Origin of the sequence: Catonella morbi ATCC 51271 (genome assembly GCF_000160035.2) — a bacterium.
Lineage (GTDB): Bacteria > Bacillota > Clostridia > Lachnospirales > Lachnospiraceae > Catonella > Catonella morbi.
Map to the genome: position 1 here is coordinate 397,627 of NZ_KI535368.1, position 18,692 is coordinate 416,318.

The window sequence follows — 18,692 nt, forward strand, 5'->3', positions numbered from 1 at the left end:
ATGTACTTATCAGTTAGGATGTAATTATTTGCCGCTGTATTTATGATATTATTATCGTAAATACAGCGGTATTTTTCTGTTTTAAATTTGGCTGTTCTGTACTCCAAAATCGCTGAATTTTGCATGCATTAAATATTGTAATTTTTCCGTCAGCATTATGTAATTATTTTATTATGTGAATTCCCAAAGTATCTAACACTTGTATCTTATTATATTATGATGTAGAGTTGACGCAACAAGCAAAAGTGCAACACGATATAGTAAATTTATCATCAAATTATCACTGTATTTTGTGTATCTTATTCTTAATGCGACAACCCCAATGATACAGGATTGCTTCGGCTTCACCTCTGCGTGTCCTTGCAAAAATAATCGTATTTCGCTCATTTTTTGCAAAAAAATAGCTATTTACTCATATTTTTTGCGTGTCAAAAGATAATAAATTCTCTTGCAAGCAAAGCATAATCGAATTTTTATACTTTTGACACTTGTATCTTCTTATATTAGTCAAATTTACAAGGTATCTTATTGTTTGAATAAGTGATATTTTTATATTTTAACCCAAATTATTCACGAAACATCATAATCAAGCCGTAGGCATCAATTACGATGTTATATAGATGTTTGGTAATATCCCCCATAGTCAGGATAAAAAAATGTTTGTACTACTGCACTATGCAGAATTAGAGGGCTGTGACCAATTGCGTGAATTTCGGGTTGATAATTTCGATAATTATCATTAAATATATAATTAACTCCCTATGTGAAGTTCAAATTACTCTATTCCGGCACAGGGAACAATAGGTGTATGGAATATGGCTTAGTATTTGAAACGGAGATTTCTGAATAATCTTAGAAGGTGATAGAAACTATGCAAATGGGTAGTATTAAAGCCCTAAAATATCATTGACTTAATTCCGGTAAGAGTTTATTATAATTGGAATAAACTAACTCATAAGTTACTTCTTTATGATTCAGTTAATTTTTATGATGAAGAATAATCTAAGGCAGAGATTTTTTGCTGAGAAATTGCAGACTAAAAAAAGTTGGGACTCTCGCCCCAACTTCTTTACATCGTGAAAAATCTCATCCTTTAACACGGTCAAAACTGATAATTTTCTTGAAATTACCCTCTATATATTCCCGGATTCTGTTTTCTCCGGCAATTATACACATTAGCTTTGTGAGGGTAGTAGCCTTTCTATTTGCTCCCTAGACAAACCTGTAATCTCCATTATGCTATCAATACTATAATTATTCTTAAGCATATTTCTGGCAAAGTTAAGGCTGGTATCAAGTTTGCCCTGTTCAATACCCTGTTCAATGCCCTGTTCAATCCCCTTGTTATACTCCTCAAGTTTTATATACTCCAAAGCCTGTTCAGGTGGAATCACAGTCATCATCATATCTTCTACCTCCTTCTGATGTAGTGTAAGGAAATCTTTAAGGATTCCGTTATCAATACAGTCTTTTATTACTTTTTTTAGGCTGTATGCCTTTTCTTTGGAAGGTTTTACACTACGTACTTTTTCATCATACATTTCGCAAAATTTCAGGTATTCCTGTATAAATCATGATACTGCGTAATCCATTTTTCTTTCATAGTTTTCCATAGGTTGTCTTAAGTTATTATTGGTAATACCTCTTTAAAATTTATCTTATTTTACATCTTACAGTGACAGAATCTCATCTTCGGTAAGCCCGGTCAACTCTGAAATCAGGCTAAGTTCAAGACGTTTTTTCTTCATATCACTTGCTATTTTCTTGGCTTTATTTATTTCCCCCTCAGCAAGCCCTTCAATACGGCCATCTTCTTTCACTATTTCCATTATTTCACACATAGTTTGTATACCTCCTTCTGTTTCTTTATACCTTTGTTTGATTTCGCTCGTTTTAGGATAAAGCTCACTATAGGCATCATCTTTAGTAAATACTTTCATCAATTCCGAAATATTAGAGCCATCATCAATAGTTGCATTTACATAGATTTCTGACAATCCGTTTTCAACAACCTTATTAGTTTCTCTTACAACTCTGTCTACATGATAAAGTGGTAAATTTCCTTTAAATATGTCAAATTTTGATATAAATACAATGCATACATCAGGTATAAGCTCAAACTTGGTTCCGGTATCTGTAATATTGGTCGTTAATATAGAGCCATTGTATCGAACTCTCTTTTGGTGATTATCTTCATCAGACTTCTGTATTTCCACATTTATATGTTTCCCGTATTTAGTTATACACTTAGCATCAAGGATAACTGAACGCCCTTGTAGATTTTTGCCGGGCCATTGTGGAATATTTTCAGTAATAATCAGTTCATTATCACTTAGTATAACTCTGAGAATTTCCTCACAGAATTCTCTGTCCTCTGCCATTTTACAGAACATCGGATCATCAATCGGATTTAGCATTTTTGCATATTCACGTACTTGTTTCTTGGTAAGCATTGGTCCGTTAGCTTCCTTTCTTTTATTTTAACATTTTTTTGCCTATAATTCCATAGTTGGGGAAATTAAGATGCAGATAAATATTTTAATATTATTGATTCTGATATTAAGATATCTTTCAAATTTGAATCGGACAAAATAATTATAAAAGGTTGTTTGAGAATTCACAATGTTTAAAGTATACAAAAAAATGAGGTTTGGCATACAGAATAACGTAAACCCTTAAAAAGTTGGGACTCTTGCCCCAACTTTCTTACTTAGTGAAAAATCTCATCCCCTAACACGGTCAAAACTGATAATTTTCTTGAAATTATCCTCTATATATGCCCAGGTTCTGTTTTCTTTGGCCAGTACCCACATTAGCTTTGTGAGGGTAGCCTCTAAGGTCATATCGGCGGCTTCAAGGTATTTATATTTTTTAAGTTTCACACCTACTTCATAAATATCTGTGTCACTGCCCTCATTTTGAACCTGTGTGGTTATAACCAGAACCTTATCCTTTGCTTCATATTTATCTAAATTTTTAAATATTGTTTCCTGTATGCTGTCGGGAACTCCCCCTGTACCAAAGCTTTCCAGAATGATTCCGTCATATTTTTCAAAAATAGTAGGAATAAGGCTGTCTGAAATTCCCGGGATAAGTTTCATTACATATACATTTTCATTTAAACTATGGTAAAATACAGGCTTCATATCATTTTTATTCTGAGATATATAGCGAATAATCTTGCCGTCATATATTTCGGCTAAAAATGGATAGTTGATACTGGAAAATGCTTCAAAACTAAATGTCCTTGTTTTTTTAGCTCTGGTGCCAAGGATAACCTTTCCGCTGAAAACTATCTGTACCCCACAGGAACTGTCATCGGCAGCATATATTATACTGTCACGAAGATTAGACTTAGCATCCGTAATCTCCATTCCTATAGGCTTCTGAGCCCCTGTAAGAACTATTGGCTTAGGAGAATCCTGTATAAGATATGATAATGCCGATGCGGTATATGCCATTGTATCGGTTCCATGGCAGATAACAAAGCCGTCATAATTGTAGTACTCATCCTCAATAGCCTTAGCTATAAGCAACCAATGTTTAGGACAGGTATTGGTACTGTCTATACTGTAAAGCTCCCTTGTATTTATTTGTATATCTTCCTCAAGTTTAGGAAGATAGGATAATAATTCTTCAGAATTAAGGGTAGGAATAAGCCCGTAAGGTGTACTGACGGATGCGATAGTGCCGCCGGTGGTGAGCATTAGTATCTTTTTCATAGTTTGGCCTCATCTTTAGGTACAAAAGTTATAATGTCCTCAATCCTGCAATTCAAAACGCTGCAAAGTCTTCCTAAAGTATAGGTAGAACTTGGAAGATTATTTTTCATCCGTCTAAACATACACTGGCTGAAATCATGATACTGCATAAGCCTATACTGCGTAATCCCTTTTTCTTTCATAGTCTTCCATAGGTTGTCGTAAGTTATCATTGGTAATACCTCTTTTAAATTTATCTTATTTTACATCTTACAGTGACAGAATCTCATCTTCGGTAAGCCCAGTCAGCTCTGAAATCAGACTAAGTTCAAGACCTTTTTTCTTCATATCACCTGCTATTTTCTTAGCTTTATTTATTTCACCCTCAGCACGCCCCTCAGTACGCCCTTCAATACGGCCATCTTCTTTCACTATTTCCATTATTTCACACATAGCTTGTATACCTCCTTCTGTTTCTTTATAGCCTTTTTATTTGCTCCCTGGATAAACCTGTAATCTCAATTATGCTATCAATACTGTAATTATTCTTAAGCATATTTCTGGCAAAGTTAAGGCTGGTATCAAGTTTGCCCTGCTCAATACCCTTGTTATACTCCTCAAGTTTTATATACTCCAAAGCCTGTTCAGGTGGAATTACAGTCATCATCATATCTTCTACCTCCTTCTGATGTAGTGTAAGGAAATCTTTAAGTATTCCGTTATCGATACAGTCTTTTATTACTTTCTTTAGGCTGTATGCCTTTTCTTCGGAAGGTTTTACACTACGCACTTTTTCATCATACATTTCGCAAAATTTCAGGTATTCCTGTATAATTCCTTCCTTTACGTTATTGCCTCCAATTACTTTTACAACAAGTTCAATATTAGGAGCAGTGCCAGACTCGAAACAATCTGACAGCCGGATTTCTGTAATATCAGTTTTTTTGCTGCCTGAGTATATTACTATAAACTCAGGGTTTGGCAGTCTTATAAGTTTCTCGCTGAAAATATTAAACTTATATTCAGATATATAGTCATGATAAGATTGTGCTATGTAAATAAGAAGTCTAAGTCCCATATTAGGATTAAAGGTACTTTGAGCCTCAGCAAGTATAATAACTTTGTTCTTCACAGTAAAACCTAAATCATTATATGGGGCATTTATAAATACATTTTCTAAAGTTATTATCTTAAAGTCTTCATCTGAGTAGCTGTCGGAATCATCATGTAAACTTTGATACAGTTTCCTTATATTTTTTATATCGCTGAATAGTAGTGTAAATACGCTGTCCTTAACTGCATATTTTATTTCCTGTGTCTTACCGTCCATTAGCTTCCTTTCTTTTATTTTAACATTTTTTTGCCTATAATTCCATAGTTGGGAAATTAAGATGCAGATAAATATTTTAATAATACTGATTCTGATATTGTGATATCTTTCAATTTTGAATCGGACAAAATAATTATAGAAGGTTGTTTTAAAATCCACAATGTTTAAAGTACACAAAAAAATTGAGATTTGATGTACAGAATAACCAAAGATTAAGCGGACTTATACAAAATAACACATAAATATTTTTAATAAAAATTACATAATGATAAATAAATATAATAAGAATATATGCTGGTAGAAGAGAGGAAAATATGATATACTAATATGATATCAGATTTATATAATTCTTGTTTGAAAATATAATAAAGGACTAAAAGAGCAGGAGGATATTATGGAACTTATTACAGTCAGAGAGCTTTTCAAAGAAAAAGAAAAGTTTGCGGGAAAAGAAGTGACAGTAGGCGGATGGATCAGAAGTGTAAGAGATTCAAAGACCTTTGGATTCATAGTGCTTAGCGATGGTACATATTTTGAAACCTTACAGGTAGTTTATCATGACAAAATGGAAAATTTTGCTGAAGTAAGTAAGTTAAATGTAGGCTCAGCCATCATAGTTAAGGGAGAACTTACACTTACACCTGATGCAAAACAGCCTTTTGAAATACAGGCTACAGAGATTATAATAGAAGGAAAATCCACCAGTGATTATCCTCTTCAGAAAAAACGCCACAGTATGGAGTACCTTAGGACTATTTCTCATCTTCGTCCGAGAACCAATACTTTTCAGGCTGTATTCAGAGTGCGTTCACTTATAGCCTATGCTATTCATAAGTTCTTTCAGGAAAGAGACTTTGTCTATGTGCATACTCCAATCATTACAGGCTCGGATGCTGAGGGTGCGGGAGAGATGTTCAGGGTAACAACTCTTGACCTTGACAACCTTCCTATGGGAGAGGACGGAAAGGTAGATAACAGCAAAGATTTCTTTGGCAAAGCAACAAACCTAACTGTCAGTGGTCAGTTAAACGGCGAGACCTATGCGATGGCATTTAAGAATATCTATACTTTTGGCCCTACTTTTAGAGCCGAGAACTCCAATACCACAAGACATGCTGCTGAGTTCTGGATGATAGAGCCTGAGATAGCTTTTGCAGATCTTGAGGATAATATGGATCTTGCAGAGGCCATGCTTAAGTATATAATTAACTATGTACTTGAAAATGCTCCCGAAGAAATGGCTTTCTTTAATCAGTTTATAGATAAGGAGCTTATTGAAAGACTTAAAGGAGTTGCAGGTTCTGACTTTGGCCGTGTATCCTACACAGAAGCTATCGAACTCTTAAAAGAGCATAATGATGAATTTGACTATAAAGTAAGCTGGGGCTGTGATTTGCAGACTGAGCATGAGCGTTATCTTACAGAGAAAATTTTCAAACGTCCTGTGTTTGTAACCGATTACCCAAAGGATATCAAGGCGTTTTATATGAAGCTCAATGAGGATGGCAAGACTGTTGCGGCTATGGACTGTCTTGTTCCGGGGATTGGTGAGATTATCGGCGGAAGCCAGAGAGAAGAGGACTACGATTTACTTACGGGAAGAATGAAAGAGCTTGGCTTAAATGAAGCAGACTATGATTTCTATCTTGACCTTCGTAAATACGGTTCAACAAGACATGCAGGCTTTGGACTCGGTTTTGAAAGATGCGTAATGTATCTTACCGGTATGAGCAATATCAGAGATGTGATTCCTTTCCCAAGAACAGTAGGAAACTGCGAATTGTAATATAAATAACAAAGGTAACCTATGGTTCAGCTTTATTACTACGATAGTAGAATAGGCTGGCTATAGGTTATTTTCATTTACCGGGGAATTTTATTTTGCTGTCATTTGTGCAAGTTAGACAAAACTAATCATAGAAAAATTTAATAAATCAGAGTAAATATAGTATAATTTCATAAATAAACCCAATAAATATAATTGAATATTATAAAAATAGTCATATAATGAAATGTAGGCATTGTTTTATATTAAGTATTTTTAACATTTTGCCTAAATAAAATATTTGTTTATAGGATTGAACATATTAAATATAATCAAATATTGAATTTAATTAATCAAATTTAATGTATTAGGAGGGTTTATTTATGGCAGATTATGAGAAAATGTGGGAAGAGCTTGGTATGAATATGGAACTTCATGACCGGCTTTGTCAGGTGTTGCCTACAGCCTTCGGCGATGTCTATCTTTCACAGGAAAACAGACCGGAAGGTATGGGCTTCTGGGATTTTGTAGTTTCGGGTATCCATGGAATCAGGCCGGCAGAGCTTATAGAGGCTCAGAAAAACGGTCAGAAGGTATTCGGTACTTTCTGTGTTTATGTACCCGATGAAGTTGTAATTGCTGCAAAAGGTATAGTTACCGGACTTTGCGGCGGTTCTCAGTTCTGGGTGCCGGGTGGAGAAAAGGTGCTTCCAAAGGGTACCTGTCCGCTTATCAAGGCTTCTGTAGGTGCAAGATTGGATAAGACTTGTCCCTTCTTTAGAATAGCAGATATGTATGTGGGTGAAACTACCTGTGATGGTAAGAAGAAGGCCTGGGAAATCCTCGGTGAAGATGTGCCTATGCATATAATGGATATTCCTCAGATGAAACGTGAGAAAGACATAGTTAAATGGGCGGGAGAGATAGAGGAATTTAAGAAGGTTGTTGAAGATTTTACCGGAAATAAAATTACGGTTGAAAATCTTAACGAAGCCATTAAAATAATAAATAACAAGAGAAAGGCACTCGGCAGGGTATTTAATTGCAGGAAGGCTGCAAAGGTTCCTATCAGCGGTAAGGATGCCCTTCTTATGATGCAGATTGCTTTCTTTGATGATCCTGTACGTTGTGCCGAAATGTGCAATAAGCTTGCAGATGAGCTTGAAAAGAGGATTGCAGACGGAGTTTCTGTCTGTCCGGAGGGAACAAAGAGGATACTTGTCACAGGCACACCTCTTGCCATCCCTAACTGGAAGCTGCATCACATAATTGAAACAAGTGGTGCAATAGTTGTCTGTGAAGAAATGTGTACCGGAACCAGATATTTTGAAAACATGGTTGAAGAAGACTTACCTACTCTTGAAGCTCAGTATATGGCTCTTGCAAGACGTTATATGAAGACCAACTGTGCCTGCTTCACACCTAATACCGCAAGATTCGATGACATTCTTCGTATGGTTGATGAGTATAAGGTTGACGGCGTCATTGATGTAAATCTTAAGTTCTGTAACCTTTATGACACAGAGGGCTTCTTACTTGAGCGTACCCTTAAGGAGAAGGGCATACCTGTACTCGGCATTGAGACTGACTATACCGATGCGGATGCTGAACAGCTTAAGACCCGTATCGGAGCTTTTATAGAAATGTTGGGATGATTAAATGAAAAATTATTATATCTTATTCGCTAACTATACAGAAGGATTATTGTTACATGACTTGCTTAAGGCAAACGGACATAAGGCAAGAATCTCTCCTACCCCCAGAACCATACAGGGCTCGGTTCCCTGTGGTATGTCGCTACTTGTAAAGGAAGAGGATATAGAGGGAGTAAAAGCCTGTATTGAAGAGAATAAGGCGGTATACCACGACATAGTGGAAACAGAGTGTCTGATAAAATCAGACAGGAACAAGTTCTGTTAAATAATGGGTTAGTATTAAGATAAACGATAGTTAAATAAACCCAAATTATTCACGCCATAGGTCACAGACCTCTTATTCTACATAGTTCAGTAGAATAAACAGCTTTCGGTCTGTGACTATAGGGTGATATTACCAATTATCTGCAAAATATCGTAATTGGGGCTGCGGCTTGATTACTATATTTCGCAAGATGTTTGCAGATAATTTGGGATAAGTATTATATTTTTTGGGGCGGTTCGTTTTAGCAGCTCCTATAGGAGGTTAAGACTATAGTATGGCAAGGATTAATTTTGGACTTGATTTGGGCTCTACCAGTACCAAGTATGTGGTTATGCAGGATGGTAAGATTCTTTATAAACACAGGCTTCCTACAGGCTGGAGCAGTAAGGAGGCTGCTGACAATGTGAAGGCGGATCTTATAAAAAGGGGTTATTCATTTGATGATTTCCGCTGCGTATCCACAGGTTATGGCAGGGTAAGTGTAGACTATGCAAACAAAAATATAACCGAGATTACCTGTCATGCCAAGGGGGCTGAATATCTGTTTGGCGAGCAAGAGGTTGCCATTATAGATATAGGAGGTCAGGATACCAAAATTATTGTGCTTGAAAACGGGCAGGTTAAAGACTTTATTATGAATGACAAATGTTCAGCTGGTACGGGGCGTTTCTTGGAGGTTATGGCAAATGCGATGGGCTATGATCCCGCTTCTCTTTGCGAGCTTGCCAGGAAGGGCAAGGGAGTGAAAATAAGTTCTATGTGCACTGTGTTTGCGGAATCTGAGGTAATCGGACTTGCAGGTGCAGGTGCTCCCAAAGAGGATATTGCCTTTGGTATAGTTGAGTCAATTACAGAAAAAGTAGTATCCCAGTGCAGAAATGTGCCTGAGGACTTCAAGGTATTTTTAACCGGGGGGCTTTGCGGCTGCCCATACATCTTAGAATCTCTTTCTGAAAAATTAAAAAGAAAAGTGGAAACCCACGAAGATGCTATGTATGCAGGTGCAATCGGGGCAGCAGCTTTCGCAGAGAAAATGAAATAATATACTATAACGATAAAGAGACTGTATTATAAAGAAAATATTTCCAGTATTTTTCAGTATAATACAGTCTTCTTTTATACAGAAATTTATAATAATCTAAAGTATTTTGGATTTTTAAAGTTTCAAATTTATATCTTATATGGAACAATCTTATGCCAGATAGGATACAAAACAGAAAGTATTAATAATCCAAGTATTCCACAGGAAATTATCTCGCCTATGCCTACTGTTAACATAAGGAATGGGATTCCGTCAGGTACGTGATAAGCATAAGTCAGTACAAGAGGAACTATTATCATATTTGCAACAATTGGTGGAATAGGGGAAAGAAATTTAAGAAATCTGCGTTTGGTTTTCTTAAAAAGGATGCCCAAGTACCAGGTACCCATTGCACCGATAAAGGTAGCTAATGTTCCAAATATAATATCGAAGATATCAGCTCCGGTTACTATATTGGAGATAAGACAGCCTATGGTAACGCCGGGAATTCCGATAAAGCTTAAGAAAGGCAGTACAGTAAGAGCTTCTGAAATTCTCACCTGAATTACTCCGCTTGCAAGACCAAACAAATTGGCAATGAGCGTGAGAACAGTGTAGAGAGCAACTATTATAGCAGCCTGGGTGATGACGAGGGTACGTGAAATACTATGCGCCTGCATGATTTTAGAATCTTCCATTATTTTATTCTCCTTTAGTTTTTATATGAGTGGGAAGGTTTTAACACTCGGCTTTTTAGTATAGTACATTTAGTTTTTTATTTCAAGGCAAAATTTTGACAAAAATAGCCTATATAATCGAAGCTTAGCTAAAATATAAGTTAAAACTTAAAAAAATATTAGTTTAATTTTAAAGAAAATGTGGTAAAATACAATAATCTGAAAAGGAGGTAAAGGTTTTGGCTAAAAGAGAGAAGAAGCAAAAGAAATATAAAAGCCCTATGGGCAGAGCCATAGGAATTATTGTTAAAATAATAATTGCACTCTTGCTTACTATAGTAGTTGCCGGCGGAGTTTTACTATATATGAAATATGGTAAAAGAGTAATGTCTATGGAACGCGATGCTAAGAAAATAGTGGCTAAGAGCAGTCTTGATACATTCAGGCAAAATGAGACCAGTATTATATATGATGCAAACGGTACAATCATATCCAAGTTAAAGGGTGAAAAGGACGTTTACTATATAAAGTATGAGGACATTCCTAAAAAAGCGGTTGATGCGATAACAAGCATAGAAGATAAGAACTTTTTTAAACATAAAGGCTATGATTTAAAGGCCATTCTAAGGGCGGGAATAGCTTATATAAAAAATAAAGGTGTAATAACTCAGGGTGGAAGTACCATAACCCAACAGCTGGCAAGAAATATATTTCTTTCTTTTGAAGAAAGCTGGGAGCGAAAGGCAAGAGAGATATTTATAGCCATGGAGCTTGAAAAAAAGTATTCCAAAAATGAAATTATGGAATTTTATTTAAATAATGTTTATTTTGCAAACGGATATTATGGAATACAGTCAGCCAGTCTGGGATATTTTGGTAAAGGAGTTAATTCACTCTCTCTGTCTCAGATAGCCTTTCTTTTAAGTATTCCGAACAGCCCTACAAGGTATAATCCATATGAAAATATCAAGGATACACTTGGAAGAAGAAACCGTATCTTAGACCAAATGGTAAAAGATGAGAAAATAACCGAAGCAGAAGCAAATGCAGCTAAAAATGAAGAAATCAAGGTTAAGGAGCCAAAGTCTGAAAAAAGCAGCTACATGCTTACCTTTGCACTTGACAGGGCAGTTAAAAGTCTTATGAAGGCAGAAGGATTCAAATTTAGATATTCATTTTCATCAGCAGAAGATAAAGGGGAATATAATGAAAACTACAGTGAGGTGTATTCAAGTTGCCAGAGCAAGCTTTATTCTGGAGGATACAGGATCTATACCTCACTGGATCCTAAAAAACAGAAATTGTTGCAGGAAACAGTGGATAAGGGACTGAGTGTGTCTACCGAAAAAAGTAAGGCAGGAATTTATAGTTTACAGGGCTCAGCGGTTACCGTAGACAATAGCAGCGGAAGGGTTGTAGCTATTGTAGGCGGAAGAAGCCAAAAGCTTAAAGGAAGAACATTGAACAGGGCTTATCAGAGTTTCAGACAGCCCGGAAGTACAATTAAGCCGCTGATTGTCTATACTCCTGCTTTTGAACAGGGTTATACTCCTACTAGTATAGTAAGAGATGAGAAAATAGAAGGCGGTCCTGTAAATGCAGATGGAGTATTTAGCGGCAGCATGACTATACTTAATGCTCTTGCAAGGTCAAAGAATACTGTTGCCTGGAGACTTTTTACAGAAATATCTCCTACTGTCGGCATAAATAAACTTGTAGAAATGGGCTTCTCTAATATTGAAGAAACAGATTACTATCCGGCCGCTGCGCTCGGTGGTTTTACAAAGGGTGTAAGTGCCCTGGAAATGGCGGCTGCTTATGCGACAATAGAAAATGACGGAGAATTCAGAGAACCAACCTGTATTATGAAAATGACCGATTCTGAGGGGAATGACATAGTCAAAGATGGTTTTTATCAGAAAGAAACAACTAAATTTATCTATGATGAGAATGCCACGAAGATGATAACTACCTGTATGGAAGCAGTTATGGCTAAGGGTACGGGTGTGACCGGCAGACTTGCTTCTATGCCTTGTGCAGGGAAAACGGGAACTACCAATGACAGTAAGGATCTATGGTTTGTAGGTTTTACAAAGTATTATACAACCAGTGTATGGGTTGGCTATGACATACCTAGAAGCCTTGCCGGCCTGCCATATCAAGCTACACCTCTCGGTATATGGAAGACTTATATGGAAAGCCTGCATCAGGGATTGGAAGCTATGCCTTTGGATGATTATAAGTCTGTAACTACACCTGTAGAAAACAAGAACGGAAAAGGCAGAGAAAAATCAGAAGAAGAGAAGAGACTGGAAGAAGAAAAGAAGAAAGCAGAAGAGCAAAAGAGGCTTGAAGAGGAAAGAAGGAATGCGGAGGACGAGGACGACGAATCTGAAGATGATACTGATACTGTTGATGATGAAGGTGAGAATCCTGAGGATGGAACCGATACTGAAACTCCTCCTTCCGATGACGGAACGGGAACTGTAGATACCGGTGGAGGTACAACCGATGAAGGAAATGCGCCGACAGATACACCGACAGAAACGCCTACCGAATCAGAAGACGGAACTGCGGAAACACCATAATACCATTCTTGACTAACAGAGAGCTATGAATTATAATGAGAGAGTGCTGCGGTGAAAATGAAATTCCGCTTTTTAAAATAGTCTATTGAAAGAGGTAAAGTATATGTCAGAACAGAGAATAACAAAAGATATGATAATTGCTGATATAATTCAGATTGACGAGAATCTTATTCCGGTACTCCTTAATGCAGGTATGCATTGTGTGGGCTGTCCATCTTCTATGGGAGAGACGCTTGAAGAAGCAGCAGAGGTTCATGGAATAGATGCAGATGAGCTTTGTGATTTGCTTAATGAATTTATAGATTGATGAAATATAAAAAAGAACCGTACAAACGCCTATACGGTTCTTTCTTTTGTTTAATAGGAGATTTCTTCGAAATTTCCTATTAAACAAAAATCTCTCCGAGAGATGCTGGACTCGCGGTTGGGAAGTTTGCCTTGCGGCACCGCTCGCGCGCGAAGTGTGTGCAAGCACACACTTCTTTATGAAAATTCGTTTTAACTGAAAGCTGCAAGTATGGTAATTGCATCATTTCCTATTATTTTTTCACAGTGTTCGTTGATAACTGCGGTTGTGGCATAATTGCTCCGGCTCTGAGTAGAATATTCGGAAGCTATGTTGCAAATCTTACCGAAAACATCTTTATCCGAAGGATTCTTTTCCAGTATCAGAAAATACAGACCGGTCTGCGGATTCTTATATAAGGAGCTTTTTCCTGTAAATAATCCGTTTATATGGACAGCCAGTTCGGTAACTGCTTCAAGAGATTTGAAAATAAATATCCTGGTAGCAGCTTCACCGACCGAAGTTTTTTCCGTAGCTTTATCTTCAAATGATTTAACCTTTTTTTGGTGTGAGTCGCTTACATTAAGCATATCTGTAAGCGGGATGAACTCATTTTCACTATCTTCCGCAACACTTTGAAAATCAGGAGAAAATCTTGAAAATCTTGTATCAAGATCGTCTGCCGTAGGATTTTTAGTTATAAAAATAATGAGATTTCCTTTGGAGGTAGGAACAGCTTCTATAACCAAAGCGCCCTCTTCACTTTCAAAGCCAAACTCGGATATAGCCTGCTCCAGTAATTCGTTATAAAGGTCTTTTGTCTTCGGAGAACCATAAGAAAGCTCAGTAAGGGCCAGCCCTCTTATACTTAAGTCTTCGGGTGCAAGGGTTATTTTTAATTGGTTTTCATTAAGTTTTTCTATTTTCATAAACTACCCTTTCTGCTTTTAACACAGTAACTTATCTAAAACATTAGTATAGGATAAAAGGAAACTATTGTCAAATAATCAAATATAAATCCGGCCTCTTAAATTCGGAAATTCGGAAATCACAATTTCAAAATATTTTTTTTGTTTATTTCGCTGAAAATTTCTTAAATAATTTGTACAAAATGACATTGCAAAAATCCTAACCGGTAGGTACAATATAAGCACATTAATGTTTGTTTTGGAAATTTCCTAAAGTGAAAGGAGATGGTATGGATTAACCTATGGTTAGGTAAATACCATATTCTCTCAATTCTTGATTCCCTAAGTTCCAATCCGCATGTATTCCTGGCTTTTCATGTGAAATTACAGGAATATCGTGTGATCAAAAAAATTTCAAAAACTCATCCCTTTTTTAAGCAATTAAAAAATGAGGCCGAATTTCTGTCCGCATATAGTTCTGAATACATACCGAAACTGTATGATGTGGAGGAAGATGCGGATAATCTTTATTTGGTTGAAGAATATATGGAGGGTGTAAGTCTTGCATCAGAGGCTTTTTTGGAAAGCAGTCTTAAAGAAAAGGAACTTGTAAGTATAGTTACAGGATTGTTTGATTTTCTAAAATTTATAAATTCTTTGGAAGAATCTGTGCTTTACATCGATTGGAAACCCGACAATATAATACTCACAAAAGCAGGTGTAAAAATAGTAGATTTTGGCTCGGTACTGTTTTTAGAGGATAATGATGATTTTACAGGTTTGGCGACAGACGGCTTTGCAGCACCTGAACTGAAAAAGGAAGGCAGGCTTGGCAGCTATACCGATGTTTTCGGATTTGGAAGTGTGGTAAGGTATCTGGCGGGAAGAACTGAAAACAAAAAATCTGTATTCAATATGTCTGTAAAAGACAGGCTTCTAAAATTATCAGATAAATGCACAAGAGAAAATCCCGGAAACCGTCCCGATATAAAAGAGCTGGAAAGATTTATACGAAAGCTTAAATGTAAGCAACGATTGGCTTTGCAGACAAAACAGGCAGGTAGCATAATTAGGGATATCACTACCGGTCGTATAGGAGTCTGCGGAGTTTCAAACGGAGTAGGCACAACTCATATTGCGCTTTGTGTGGCAAAAGAGTTGGCAGGTTTAGGAAGAAAGGTCGCCTATGTATCTTTAGCTAGGGAAGGAGATACTGATGCGACTTTCGGAGGAAGTCCGGAAAGCTTAAAAAATGTTCATATCTGTAAAGGGGCCTATGAAGAGGATATTCCGTATTTTCAAAGAAAAGGATATGACAATATTATAATAGACTTTGGCAGAATGGAAGAGTTTTCTGCTTTGTATTACAGTTGTGATGAGAAGCTTATTGTAGTACAGAATAATTATGTCAAAGCTGCGGATACGGAAGAATTCTTAATTAACCATCAGGGTGAGATTGGAGAAAAAGGTTGGCTGGTTTTAGACAATTTAGCTGATGAAACACAGCTTGAAGCCACTAAAGCCGGACTTAAGAAGTTAGGATTTAGGACGGAATGCAAAGGAATAGGAATTAAGAGAATATGAGTTAAGGAGGAAGGATGTTTAAAAGTAAGGAAGAAACAAAACTATTATCTGATGACGATTTTGAAAGAGTTGGCAGAAGAAGGAAAACTGTAATTATTATTATAGTGTTTATAATGATAATGATGGCTGCAATACCGGCGTTTAAGCTTATAAATAAGGCTTCGGATAATAACATTAATGCAGAAAAGCAGGAAACCGGCATAGAAGTTGAAGAAAAAGTTGAGGACGAAACAACTGTTTCCGAAAAAGAAGCCGTAACCGGGTTAAGCAAAGTAGGTGAAAATCTTCCTTCTTTGGTTAACAGAAATACAGTTGTGGGTGAGAATGAGTTTATCTGTGAATATTCGGAGATTCATCTGCCTACACTGTTAAAATCCGGTGATTATGCGGATGTCAGGCTTTCATTGGCTGACGGACGTAATTATACCGTAGTTTCTGAAAAGAAAATAATGGATTTTAATAATTCTGAGGAGAAGTCTCTGATATACCTGGCACTGTGTGAAGAAGAAATCATAATTTTGGAAAGTGCTCTTGCAGACCTTAAGCTGTTTGAGGGTTCTAAGCTTTACCTGGTTATAGGCAAACAGGAAACTAAAAATAAAGTAAATTATCCTGTAAATAAAAATGCGGACAAACTCTTGCATGCGAGGAAGACTGTAAATAATCTTTCAGGTTTTGGTTATCAAGTTAAATTTGACAAAGAGCTGGAAAAAGAGAGGCTTGCAATCAGAAAAAATACCGGCCTTAGGGGGCAGGAATGGAAAGAAGCTGCTGCCTACTGGAATGAAAAGGAATAATTACATCACTACCTAAGACTTATTGAATGTCATCCGGGCTTTTCCGGTTTGAAAGCCCGGAAATATTGGAGAATAATTATGGAAAATAAAGAAGATATATTAATGATTGAGATGAAAAAATATTGGAAGAGAGGTGTCAGATTTTCTTGCGGAGAAAGGCTTTTGGAGGAATTTAGTTCTGCTGAAGCTTTAGCGGAAGATGGACGTTATATGATGGAATTCGATATAAATATGCAGGGCGAAGTAGTGGAGGTTAATTTTCAAGATATAGGTCTGTAAAAATAAAATGACAAATACCTGTAATAGTGTTATTATAAAGTGGATTAAAAATTTGGCTGGAGGTACCGATGAAGAAAAAAATAATTCCTATTACAGTTATAATCTCGCTGATTGTAATAGCGGTAATATCTGTTCTTGTTATTTTAGTGGGTAAGATAATGAAAGATGGTATACCAAATAAGACAGTAATCTCATTGACAGATTATTATAAGGTTCCTGAAGGGGAAGCAAGGCTCATTGTTGATATCAGAAAGAGCGATGAGAATGCACTGATAAGAAATGAAACTGCCTATCTTCCTTATGATGTGGCAGAGAAAATCCTGTCGAGAATATACTATGATGTAATGGATGACGTGATAGTATATACGACCGCTACAGAAAAATATATTTATCAGGCAGATGAAAAAGAGTATAAAGTAAACGGAAAGAGCAAAAAGGAAGATAATCCAAGCTTCACGGAAGAAGGCGGCAATATCTTTGTTTCCGTTGATTTTATAAAAAAATGGCATGATATGAAGGTTGATATTTTTAAAGATCCCGGACGGGTAATTATTTTTGAAAACAATAATGAAGAATATAAATTCTGTGAAGTTAAAAAGGAAACTGAATTAAGAGAAGGCGGAAGCAACAAGGATGCCATATTAAAAACATTGAATGCCGGTGATAAGGTATATCTGATTGAAGATACAACAGCAGATTATATCAGAGTATTTACCGAAGATGGTGTAACCGGTTATGCAAAGGTTGATAAGCTGGATATTGAGAATGTTGAGACTAAGAAGTATGCTTTTGACAGAGACAAGGAAGACGATGGGTATACAAGCATAACCAGAAAAGAACCTGTAGTGCTTGGTTGGCATCAGGTTACGAGTAAAGCGGCAAATGCGGGCTGGGGGAGTGCCCTTGCCAAAGCAGAGGGAGTTAATGTAGTATCTCCTACCTGGTTTAGCGTGGCTGATTCAGAGGGAGAACTTACGACCTTTGCTTCCAAAGACTATGTGGATAAAATTCACAATATAAATATAGATGTATGGCCTTTGGTAAATGATTTTAATAAGGATGTAGACTTTAAAAAGCTTTTAACAAGTACAACTTCAAGGACTAAGTTAATAAATAATATAATTTATTTTGTTGAGGAATATAATCTTGACGGAATCAACATAGATTTTGAAAGGATTAAGGCTTCTTATGCCGGAGGCTATATCCAGTTTTTAAGAGAGCTTTCTATTGAAATGAGAAGGAGAAATAAGGTACTTTCCATAGATAATTACATACCTTTGGATTTTAATTCATTTTACAATCTAAAAGAGCAGGGAGTACTTGCTGACTATATCTGTGTGATGGCTTATGACGAGCATTACTCGGGTTCTTCGGAAGCAGGCTCGGTATCAAGTCTTAACTGGGTGAAGAAGAGCATTAAAAACACTGCAGCAAGTGTTCCTATGAATAAGATTATTGTCGGTTTGCCGTTTTACACCAGAATATGGAGAGAGACTAAGGATGGAAAGCTTAAAACCAAGGCCTTAGGTATGGAAGGCGGACTTAATTTGGTTAGTGCAAATAAAGCTAAAAAAGAATGGAACAAAGAAAACGGTCAATACTATGCTGAATGGAAAGACGGAAAAGACAGGATGAGAATCTGGCTTGAAGAAGAGAAGTCTGTTGCGGCAAAGCTTAAACTGGTGGATAAGGACAAGGTTGCAGGTATAGCTTTTTGGAAGCTTGGACTTGAGAAAAAGGAAGCTTGGAACAGTGTGTTAAACTGGCTTAAATAAAAGTAAATTTTAGATAATTCTCCTATTGCCATAGTAATATTACAATGCAATAGGGGAATTG

18 protein-coding genes are annotated in these 18,692 nt (G+C 36.6%); 10 read left to right on the forward strand and 8 right to left on the reverse strand.

The window, feature by feature from the left end; translation table 11 throughout:
* Positions 1-1,175: 1,175 nt before the first annotated feature.
* The 6 genes from GCWU000282_RS08830 to GCWU000282_RS08855 all read right to left on the reverse strand — a co-directional run bounded on the left by GCWU000282_RS08830 (position 1,176) and on the right by GCWU000282_RS08855 (position 5,031).
* The gene (locus tag GCWU000282_RS08830) at positions 1,176-1,541 is read right to left on the reverse strand and encodes an RpnC/YadD family protein (protein ID WP_023354748.1); all 366 of its coding nucleotides are present in this window, start codon (positions 1,539-1,541) and stop codon (positions 1,176-1,178) included.
* Between the two features lie 129 nt (positions 1,542-1,670).
* Positions 1,671-2,453 (reverse strand): Rpn family recombination-promoting nuclease/putative transposase, encoded by a 783-nt coding sequence (locus tag GCWU000282_RS08835; protein WP_023354749.1) that lies wholly within the window; start codon positions 2,451-2,453, stop codon positions 1,671-1,673.
* 270 nt (positions 2,454-2,723) lie between these two features.
* Positions 2,724-3,722 carry an asparaginase gene (locus GCWU000282_RS08840; protein WP_023354750.1) on the reverse strand — a complete coding sequence of 333 codons (999 nt, stop codon included), beginning with the start codon at positions 3,720-3,722 and terminating at the stop codon, positions 2,724-2,726.
* Positions 3,719-3,934 carry a helix-turn-helix domain-containing protein gene (locus tag GCWU000282_RS08845; RefSeq protein ID WP_023354751.1) on the reverse strand — a complete coding sequence of 72 codons (216 nt, stop codon included), beginning with the start codon at positions 3,932-3,934 and terminating at the stop codon, positions 3,719-3,721. Before GCWU000282_RS08845 ends, GCWU000282_RS08840 begins: the two co-directional genes overlap by 4 nt.
* A gap of 37 nt (positions 3,935-3,971) precedes the next feature.
* Positions 3,972-4,154, reverse strand: a complete 183-nt coding sequence (locus tag GCWU000282_RS08850) for a hypothetical protein (protein ID WP_023354752.1) — start codon at positions 4,152-4,154, stop codon at positions 3,972-3,974.
* 25 nt (positions 4,155-4,179) lie between these two features.
* Complete coding sequence (locus GCWU000282_RS08855) at positions 4,180-5,031, reverse strand: RpnC/YadD family protein (protein WP_035040131.1); 852 nt, start codon at positions 5,029-5,031, stop codon at positions 4,180-4,182.
* A gap of 394 nt (positions 5,032-5,425) precedes the next feature.
* On the opposite strand from GCWU000282_RS08855, the gene asnS reads away from it, so the two are divergent.
* The 4 genes from asnS to GCWU000282_RS08875 all read left to right on the forward strand — a co-directional run bounded on the left by asnS (position 5,426) and on the right by GCWU000282_RS08875 (position 9,758).
* Positions 5,426-6,817 (forward strand): asparagine--tRNA ligase, encoded by a 1,392-nt coding sequence (asnS, locus tag GCWU000282_RS08860; RefSeq protein ID WP_023354754.1) that lies wholly within the window; start codon positions 5,426-5,428, stop codon positions 6,815-6,817.
* Positions 6,818-7,179: 362 nt separating this feature from the next.
* On the forward strand, positions 7,180-8,451 hold the full coding sequence (locus GCWU000282_RS08865) for a double-cubane-cluster-containing anaerobic reductase (protein WP_023354755.1): 1,272 nt from the start codon (positions 7,180-7,182) through the stop codon (positions 8,449-8,451).
* Between the two features lie 4 nt (positions 8,452-8,455).
* A complete protein-coding gene (locus tag GCWU000282_RS08870; protein ID WP_023354756.1) occupies positions 8,456-8,716 on the forward strand; it encodes a DUF3343 domain-containing protein in 261 nt (86 codons plus the stop codon).
* A 274-nt stretch (positions 8,717-8,990) separates the two neighbouring features.
* The gene (locus tag GCWU000282_RS08875; RefSeq protein WP_023354757.1) at positions 8,991-9,758 is read left to right on the forward strand and encodes an acyl-CoA dehydratase activase; all 768 of its coding nucleotides are present in this window, start codon (positions 8,991-8,993) and stop codon (positions 9,756-9,758) included.
* Positions 9,759-9,886: 128 nt separating this feature from the next.
* Here GCWU000282_RS08875 and GCWU000282_RS08880 read toward each other — a convergent pair whose 3' ends face one another.
* On the reverse strand, positions 9,887-10,435 hold the full coding sequence (locus GCWU000282_RS08880; RefSeq protein WP_023354758.1) for a QueT transporter family protein: 549 nt from the start codon (positions 10,433-10,435) through the stop codon (positions 9,887-9,889).
* 218 nt (positions 10,436-10,653) lie between these two features.
* Between GCWU000282_RS08880 and GCWU000282_RS08885 the strand changes: the two genes are divergently transcribed.
* Positions 10,654-13,002 (forward strand): transglycosylase domain-containing protein, encoded by a 2,349-nt coding sequence (locus tag GCWU000282_RS08885; protein ID WP_023354759.1) that lies wholly within the window; start codon positions 10,654-10,656, stop codon positions 13,000-13,002.
* Positions 13,003-13,105: 103 nt separating this feature from the next.
* The gene (locus GCWU000282_RS08890) at positions 13,106-13,309 is read left to right on the forward strand and encodes a DUF1858 domain-containing protein (protein WP_023354760.1); all 204 of its coding nucleotides are present in this window, start codon (positions 13,106-13,108) and stop codon (positions 13,307-13,309) included.
* Between the two features lie 191 nt (positions 13,310-13,500).
* On the opposite strand, the gene GCWU000282_RS08895 is transcribed toward GCWU000282_RS08890, so the two are convergent.
* Positions 13,501-14,217: an adaptor protein MecA gene (locus GCWU000282_RS08895; protein WP_023354761.1), complete on the reverse strand. Its 717-nt coding sequence runs from the start codon at positions 14,215-14,217 to the stop codon at positions 13,501-13,503.
* 264 nt (positions 14,218-14,481) lie between these two features.
* Here GCWU000282_RS08895 and GCWU000282_RS08900 point away from each other — a divergent pair, with 264 nt between their 5' ends.
* The 4 genes from GCWU000282_RS08900 (at position 14,482) to GCWU000282_RS08915 (ending at position 18,631) form a co-directional block, all read left to right on the forward strand.
* Entirely contained in the window at positions 14,482-15,780 is a 1,299-nt protein-coding gene (locus tag GCWU000282_RS08900) for a protein kinase domain-containing protein (protein ID WP_023354762.1), read from the forward strand.
* A gap of 14 nt (positions 15,781-15,794) precedes the next feature.
* On the forward strand, positions 15,795-16,577 hold the full coding sequence (locus GCWU000282_RS08905; protein ID WP_023354763.1) for a hypothetical protein: 783 nt from the start codon (positions 15,795-15,797) through the stop codon (positions 16,575-16,577).
* Between the two features lie 78 nt (positions 16,578-16,655).
* Positions 16,656-16,856, forward strand: a complete 201-nt coding sequence (locus GCWU000282_RS08910) for a hypothetical protein (RefSeq protein ID WP_023354764.1) — start codon at positions 16,656-16,658, stop codon at positions 16,854-16,856.
* A gap of 68 nt (positions 16,857-16,924) precedes the next feature.
* The gene (locus GCWU000282_RS08915) at positions 16,925-18,631 is read left to right on the forward strand and encodes a glycosyl hydrolase family 18 protein (RefSeq protein ID WP_023354765.1); all 1,707 of its coding nucleotides are present in this window, start codon (positions 16,925-16,927) and stop codon (positions 18,629-18,631) included.
* The last annotated feature ends 61 nt before the right edge of the window (positions 18,632-18,692 follow it).

What these genes read in the sequence shown, in the direction of transcription:
- GCWU000282_RS08830 (WP_023354748.1), bottom strand. Translation starts at nt 1,541, where the DNA reads ATGTATGATGAAAAAGTACGTAGTGTAAAACCTTCCAAAGAAAAGGCA.
- GCWU000282_RS08835 (WP_023354749.1), bottom strand. Translation starts at nt 2,453, where the DNA reads ATGCTTACCAAGAAACAAGTACGTGAATATGCAAAAATGCTAAATCCG.
- GCWU000282_RS08840 (WP_023354750.1), bottom strand. Translation starts at nt 3,722, where the DNA reads ATGAAAAAGATACTAATGCTCACCACCGGCGGCACTATCGCATCCGTC.
- GCWU000282_RS08845 (WP_023354751.1), bottom strand. Translation starts at nt 3,934, where the DNA reads ATGATAACTTACGACAACCTATGGAAGACTATGAAAGAAAAAGGGATT.
- GCWU000282_RS08850 (WP_023354752.1), bottom strand. Translation starts at nt 4,154, where the DNA reads ATGTGTGAAATAATGGAAATAGTGAAAGAAGATGGCCGTATTGAAGGG.
- GCWU000282_RS08855 (WP_035040131.1), bottom strand. Translation starts at nt 5,031, where the DNA reads ATGGACGGTAAGACACAGGAAATAAAATATGCAGTTAAGGACAGCGTA.
- asnS (WP_023354754.1), top strand. Translation starts at nt 5,426, where the DNA reads ATGGAACTTATTACAGTCAGAGAGCTTTTCAAAGAAAAAGAAAAGTTT.
- GCWU000282_RS08865 (WP_023354755.1), top strand. Translation starts at nt 7,180, where the DNA reads ATGGCAGATTATGAGAAAATGTGGGAAGAGCTTGGTATGAATATGGAA.
- GCWU000282_RS08870 (WP_023354756.1), top strand. Translation starts at nt 8,456, where the DNA reads ATGAAAAATTATTATATCTTATTCGCTAACTATACAGAAGGATTATTG.
- GCWU000282_RS08875 (WP_023354757.1), top strand. Translation starts at nt 8,991, where the DNA reads ATGGCAAGGATTAATTTTGGACTTGATTTGGGCTCTACCAGTACCAAG.
- GCWU000282_RS08880 (WP_023354758.1), bottom strand. Translation starts at nt 10,435, where the DNA reads ATGGAAGATTCTAAAATCATGCAGGCGCATAGTATTTCACGTACCCTC.
- GCWU000282_RS08890 (WP_023354760.1), top strand. Translation starts at nt 13,106, where the DNA reads ATGTCAGAACAGAGAATAACAAAAGATATGATAATTGCTGATATAATT.
- GCWU000282_RS08895 (WP_023354761.1), bottom strand. Translation starts at nt 14,217, where the DNA reads ATGAAAATAGAAAAACTTAATGAAAACCAATTAAAAATAACCCTTGCA.
- GCWU000282_RS08900 (WP_023354762.1), top strand. Translation starts at nt 14,482, where the DNA reads ATGGTATGGATTAACCTATGGTTAGGTAAATACCATATTCTCTCAATT.
- GCWU000282_RS08905 (WP_023354763.1), top strand. Translation starts at nt 15,795, where the DNA reads ATGTTTAAAAGTAAGGAAGAAACAAAACTATTATCTGATGACGATTTT.
- GCWU000282_RS08910 (WP_023354764.1), top strand. Translation starts at nt 16,656, where the DNA reads ATGGAAAATAAAGAAGATATATTAATGATTGAGATGAAAAAATATTGG.
- GCWU000282_RS08915 (WP_023354765.1), top strand. Translation starts at nt 16,925, where the DNA reads ATGAAGAAAAAAATAATTCCTATTACAGTTATAATCTCGCTGATTGTA.